General features: G+C 72.1%; 5 protein-coding genes. All 5 read left to right on the top strand.

Annotated elements, in window-relative coordinates:
• The first annotated feature begins 960 nt into the window (after nt 1–960).
• Nucleotides 961–3603 carry a toxin glutamine deamidase domain-containing protein gene (locus tag JM949_RS32460; RefSeq protein WP_203151894.1) on the top strand — a complete coding sequence of 881 codons (2643 nt, stop codon included), beginning with the start codon at nt 961–963 and terminating at the stop codon, nt 3601–3603.
• On the top strand, nt 3603–4043 hold the full coding sequence (locus tag JM949_RS32455) for a hypothetical protein (protein WP_203151893.1): 441 nt from the start codon (nt 3603–3605) through the stop codon (nt 4041–4043). The genes JM949_RS32460 and JM949_RS32455 overlap by 1 nt, the downstream gene beginning before the upstream one ends.
• A gap of 104 nt (nt 4044–4147) precedes the next feature.
• Complete coding sequence (locus tag JM949_RS32450; protein ID WP_203151892.1) at nt 4148–4399, top strand: hypothetical protein; 252 nt, start codon at nt 4148–4150, stop codon at nt 4397–4399.
• Between the two features lie 215 nt (nt 4400–4614).
• Nucleotides 4615–5331, top strand: coding sequence for a deoxyribonuclease V (nfi, locus tag JM949_RS32445; RefSeq protein ID WP_203151891.1), 717 nt, complete (start codon nt 4615–4617; stop codon nt 5329–5331).
• Nucleotides 5332–5446: 115 nt separating this feature from the next.
• A partial coding sequence (locus JM949_RS32440) for a hypothetical protein (protein ID WP_203151890.1) occupies nt 5447–6321 on the top strand: 875 nt, incomplete at its 3' end.

Genomic DNA, 6321 nt, shown 5'->3' with positions numbered 1-6321 from the left:
CGGCGGGGCGGTCGCGCCACTGGCCGGGCTGGGCCGGCACGCCACCGGGCGAGCGGCGCGGGTGGGGGAGCACCTGGGGCGGGAGATGACCGGCGAGGTGCTCGCCGACACCGCCGCCAGCCTAGCCACCGGCTCGGGTCTGACCTCGGTGGAGGACGTCGCCCGTGCTGCCGCGTCCGGAGCCACCGGCTCGGCCACCGGCCAGACCGACCATGCCCTACGCGCCCGGCTCGACGCGCAGGCCAACGCTCTGGCTGGAACGTCCCTCGCCGGTCCCGCACCGCCCTCGGTGGCGGCCCTCGCTGGTGATTTGACGTCTTCGGCGAGCGGCTCGACGTTCTCGGCGGGTGCCACGGACCCGGCGGCGGCCGCGCCGTCGGTGGCGTCCTCCGGCGGGTTGGTCTCATCCCCGGCGGTGGCGTCCGGTGGGTCGGTCTCGGCTCCGGGCGTTTCCGCTCAGACGGCGGAGGTAGGCCACACGCTGTCGCCCGACCAGTCAGCGACGTCCCGCGTCGATGCGTCGGCGTCGCTCGGGGTCGCGCTGTCGCCGGAGGTCGGAGTGTCGACCGCCCGCGAGTTCGAGGTGGGCGCGGTGTCCGATGTGGATGCCGGGGACGGTTCGCTACGCCCGTCCGAAACGGTGCCGTCGACCGACGGGCTGCGGCCGGAGTGGGCGGACGCACCGCACCCGGCGACGGCCGACCCGACGCTTCCGACGCAGGCCGCCACTTCGACGCCGTCGGCCGCCGCCACTTCGACGCCGGCGGCGGCCTCCACCGACCCGAGGCTTTCGGCGGTGACCGCCGATCCGACGCTCTCCGCGGTGGCTGCTGATTCGCGGCTCTCGGCGCTGGCCGCACCGGTGGCCGGCGCCGTGGAACCGAGCGGTGGGCCGGCCACCGCCGCCCCGCCGGGTCACCCCGGCAACACGCCGTACGCCACCACGCCCGGTCCGACCGCGTGGTCTCCCACACCAGCCCCGACCACCGGCCCTGGCCCGACAACGCCGGTGGCCGCCACCCCGTCGCCGGTGGGCCGATTCGCCCGGCCAGCGCGCGTACCGGCGCGGGAGACGCCCGCACCCGAGCACGGGCCCGGGGCAGGGCGACGGTCCCCGTCGACGTGGCGGCGTTCGGTGATCCGTCGAGGCCCGCGATCGAGACCGACGACTGGTACGCGGCACAGTGGGCCGCCGAGGCGGAGGCCGCCGAGCGGCGGCGCTACCAGAGCCACTACGAAGCGCAGCGGATCGGTTTCGAGAACACCCGCCGGCAGGCCGAGGCCACCCGACTGCGCACCCGGGCCGCGGAGCACGACCGCAGGGCCGTCGAGTACGGCAGCTACGCCCGACAGCTGCACCAGGCTGGTCGCGAGCAGTGGGCCGACGGCTGGTGGCGTGCCGCGAACGAGGAGACCCGCGCGTACGTCGAATGGGTTGACCTGGCGGACGCGGTGCTGGCCGGCACCACGGCGCCGTCGGTAGTGGACCTGGGTGCCGCCACCTTCGAGCACGCCAACCGGGACGTCGGCGCGCTCGCGCTCGGGGCGGTGGAGACCGCCGGTCCGTCCAAGCTCACCGGCAACGACGGTCCACCACCGATCGACGACTCTCGGCCGTACGGGCGGCCCGGGGGACTACGTCCACCGCTGGCGCTGCACCAGGTCGACGTGGAACGGCAGCTGCCCCGTGAGCCGGACGGCACCATCACCCGCACCGCCGACCCGCGACGCGGCGGATGGTTCCGGCTGCTGAACGACGGTGGTCCCGCCGCCGACGCCACCCGGGGCATCAACTGCCTGGACTGCACCCTGTCGCTGTTCGAGACGTGGGTGCACGGCCGGCCACGGGTGTCGGCGCCGCGTACGTTCGACGGCTACCTCGACGGTGACATCCGACGCCCGATCCGGGGCGAGGCCGGTGGCCCCGGCCGGGTGGAGGACGTGACCGGCGGGCGCTTCCAACGACTGCTCGCCCCGCCGCCCGGCCAACGTCTCGGTGCCGAGCAGGCGCGGCAGGCAGCCGACCGGGGTTACCGCAACCTGCACGACCAACTGCTGCTGGGCGGCCACGGCAGCTACGCGTTCATGGTCACCGAGTGGCCGCACGGCGGTTCGCACGCCTGGGTGGCGCTCAACCAGCACGGCACGGTGCTCTACCTGGACCCGCAGAACGGCGTGGTCCGGGACCGGCCGCTGTACCCCGAGGTGGTCGGCATCGACGCGCTGGTGCTGGGCGGGGACGGCCGGCCGATGCCGCTCGGCGGGCTGCCCCGGGGCCGGTTCAGCGAGCGGCCCGACCTGCCGGAGCACCCGCCGACGCACGACGACGGCGGCCACGGCGACCCGTACATCAACCGGATGCACCTGCTGCTCGACGGCCCGGGCTCGGTGCCGATGTCACCGGACGCTGAGGGCGTGGACAGCACAACCGGCGCTGACCCGGCCCAGCCCCTACCGGATGAGAATTCGGCTGGTGTTTTCGCGCTGACCAATAACCTGGACGACGTCTTCGCGGCCGGGCTGAGCCCTGTTGAGTTCGCGACGGCGGTCGACCCGCCCACCCTTCGCCGTCTGGCGCCGGATCTGGATGAGGCATCGGCACGGGATCTCGCGCGGATGTTCGCCGACGACCGGGTCCGGGACATGCTCGACCGCGCCCGGCGGGAGCCACCAGCGAACGAGCCGAACCTGGCCGAGAACGTGGTCCGGCAGGTGGTGCGGCAACCGGACCTGGCCCGGATCATCCTGTCCACGCCCGAACTCGCGAGCTCACTGACCGCTCGCCCGTTGACGCTGTATCACCTGGCCAGCCACCCGCAGGCCATCGACGTTCTCGCCGAGGTGCTCGACGACGTCAACCAACAGGAGGCGGCGGGACGGAAGACATCCGCCCGGGAGGTGCCGCAACCAGAACCGACCCCTCTCACGGACGAGCAGCGGGAGATCAGCGCCAGCATCCTGGTACGTCGGGGACCGGTCATGCAGGCAGGGTTCGACGATGACCGGCGCGATGACGCCGCCTACCGGAGGCGCTACCTTGACAACCTTTACTCCGCAGCGGTGGAGGCGCAGGCAGATCTGAATCAGCTAGCAGTGGCGCTCGCTGAGGTCGACGGTAGGCGCGTTGGAGAACCTGGCTGGCGTCCGCAGCCGAAGGACCGGCGGCGAGCTGAGGACAAGGTGGTCAAGCACCAGGGTGACGCGTCGAAGTTGCTCGACCTCGCGGCCGCGAAGGTCGAGTTTGGCAACCTCGACGACCTTTACGCTGCGCTCGGACGGATACGGGACCACCCCGACGTCGTAGTCGTGAGCTTCCAAGACCGGTTTTTGACTCCTGAGGCCAGCGGTTACCGGGACGTCCAACTTGTATTGCGGACGCGGAACAAGCACCTCGCCGAGTTCCGTCTGCACCTGGCCGCGCTCGACGCGGTGGCCGTCTGGGAGCATGCGCTGTACGAGGTGCGCCGTGACGTGGATGCCCTGGCTCGCGCCGAGGGCCGAGCGTTGACGGCACGCGAGGGAGCGATCGCAGACGGGATCCTTCGTCGCGAGCAACAGTTGTTCTGGCAGGCGCTGGAGTCGACCTATGAGGGGAACGCTTGATGGTCGAGATGCCTGGTCTGGTGCTCCCGTCCTACTACCTGTACTACCAGTCGCCGGTAAAGATCGTGAAGACGGCCGAGGGCGGAGCCAGAGTCTGGCGTGTCTCCATCGACACCGGCGGCTGGCAGGAGAAGAACGACCTGTTCAGCGAAATCGTCTTCGACATTGGCGGGGAGGTATTCCCCAGAAGCGCGGAAGATTTTGTTCAGGAGGTGGAGGCGTTTCGGGCTCATCATCTCAAGGGCGAAGGGCCGGTTTTCGCGCTCTACGAGACGGTGCGCGCGATCCACAACCAGGCGGACGCCGAGGCGCGTCACGAGACGCCACGCGAGCGGACGCTCATTCGTGGGATCCGGCAGCGGACGTTCGTCATGTTCGAGGAGCAGCTACGCGCGGCCGGTGATCCTGGCGCGGACCCCGACGTGGGGAGAGCGAAGTAGGAGTGGAAGCCGAGGTGCGTTGGGCCTTGCCCCACGATGGGTCCGTGCCGAGAGGAAGACAGCTGGCGTGGGTGAGCGGTGGCGCGGCTCAATATCATCGATCCATGGCGAAATTCGGTACGCGGAGCAGCAGGTCCAACCTCTGGGCCTGGCCGGTTGGCATCCTGCTCGGCCTGGCGATCGGCATCCCCTCGTTCGGTGCGACGGGTGGTGTTGCCTTCGGCGTCGCGCTCGGTGTCGCCTTCGCGAGCGCCTTCGGCGCGTTCGGGAGTCGGGCCGGCGGTGACCGGGGGCAGGGTGGTTCGGATGGTCAGTCGGCAGCGGATGGCGTCGTCGATGGTTCACGCCGAGGGTGATCGACTCCGGTTTCATGATGTCGGGGTGTCCGGGTGCGGGGGATAGCCCGACTTCCATGAAGCCGAGTGGATCATGGCCGGAGCCGGAGCCGGAGCCGGAGCCGGAGCCGGAGCCGGAGCCGGAGCCGGAGCCGGAGCCGGAGGCGGAACCGGAACCGGAACCAGCGCCAGCGCCGGAGACAGCGCCAGCACCAGAGCCCGAGCGGGAGCGGGCGGTGCCGGGCAGTGTTGCCGAGGCGGTGGCGGTACAGGAGGAATTGCGGCCGCTGGTCGACCTGGTGGGGCCGGGGCCCCGCGCGCCCGCGACGGTGGCCGGCCTGGACGTCGCGTACGCCGGGGGTGGTGACCTGCTGGCGGCGGCCGTGACGGTGCTGGATGCCCGCACCTTGGCCGTGGTGGACGCCGCGGTCAGTGTGGGTCGACCGACCTTCGGCTACGTGCCGGGGTTGTTCGCCTTCCGGGAGTTGCCCGCGTTGCTCGGTGCGCTCGACCGCCTGCGAACCGTCCCGGACCTGTTGGTCTGCGACGGGCACGGGTTGGCCCACCCGCGCCGGTTCGGGCTCGCCTGCCACCTCGGGGTGGTCACCGGGTTGCCCGCGATCGGGGTGGGCAAGACGCCACTGGTCGGGACGTGGAACCCGCCGTCCGCCGAGCGGGGTGCCTGGTCGCCGCTACGCGACGCCGGTGACGTCGTCGGGCGGGTGTTGCGAACCCGGGACGGGGTGAAGCCGGTGTTCGTCAGCGTGGGCCACCGGATGAGCCTGGAGAACGCGACCGCACAGGTCCTCGCGCTGACCCCGCGCTACCGGCTGCCGGAGACCACCCGCACCGCCGACCGGCTCTGCCGTGACGCTCTCGCCGACGTGGAACAGGCTGGCCGGTCTGGATCATCGCAGGTCGGGCAGGTCGGCAGGTCGGGCCGTAAACCGTAACGCCGCACACATGCGGGCCGCTCTATGACCGGTGGGGTGGGTGGGGCGGTAGTAGCCTGACCCGCGGACCCCACCCGGGGAGAACGGCGAGGTGATCATGACAGTGCGTCGACGCGTGGCACGACTCGCGGCGGTCTGCGGTCTGACGGGCGGCCTGGTGATGCTCGGTGCGTCGCCGGCGCTGGCCGACGATGACTCGGTCCGGGTGGGTGCGGCCAGCAGCTTCGCCGCCGGTGGCTCCGCGCAGGGCGTGAACGTCGCGGTGCGCAAGCGCACTGGCGGGTGTGTCCTGCTGCGTACCGCGCTGGGTCTCCGCCTCGAGGGTCTTCAGCCGGACCAGGTGACGGTCGAGGTCAACTCGGGCGGGCGCTGGTTCCCGGTGCCGATCACCGGCGGTTCCGGCAGTGTGGCCACCGCCCAGACGTCGCCCACGAAGCCGACGGTGTGCAAGGGCAAGGGCATCACGGTGCGCTACCGGGTGGCGTTCGCCGAGGGCGCCCCGGGTGGTCGTCTGGTCGTCACCGGCGTGGGCACGAGCGCGCTCGGCCAGGAGCTGGGCCGGGGCACCGACGCGGCGCGGGTCACCGGGGGACGGGTCAGTCCGTCACCGAGCCCGACGCCGTCCAGGAAGCCGACACCCACCCCGAGCCCGACCGAGGTCGCGGCCGTCGACGAGGCGGTCAACCCGGCGGCGCTCGGCGGCGTGTCCAGCGGGCCGGACACAAAGCCGGTGGCTGCCGAGTCGTCTGGAGGAGGGTCGCCGGTGATGTTCTTCGGCATCGTGCTGGTGGCGGTCGGGTTGCTGCTCATCGTGCTGCTGGTCCGTCGCTCCCGGCAGGACCGCAAGCCGTCCGACGAGACCCCCGACCTGGTCGTGGGCAACCCCGGCGGCACCACCTACCGCGCCGGCGGTGGCCTGCCGGCCGCGCCCGGTCGCCCTGGCCAGGTGTACGGCCAGCAGCCGCCGGCCGCCGGATGGGGTGCGGTGCC

Origin of the sequence: Micromonospora tarensis, from assembly GCF_016803395.1 — a bacterium.
GTDB classification, from domain to species: Bacteria; Actinomycetota; Actinomycetes; order Mycobacteriales; family Micromonosporaceae; genus Micromonospora; species Micromonospora tarensis.
The sequence above is the reverse complement of the archived record's forward strand: the minus strand, read 5'-3'. Positions and strand labels throughout refer to the sequence as shown.

Coding starts and splice junctions, on each gene's coding strand:
- JM949_RS32455 (WP_203151893.1), top strand. CDS start 3,603: ATGGTCGAGATGCCTGGTCTGGTGCTCCCGTCCTACTACCTGTACTAC.
- JM949_RS32450 (WP_203151892.1), top strand. CDS start 4,148: ATGGCGAAATTCGGTACGCGGAGCAGCAGGTCCAACCTCTGGGCCTGG.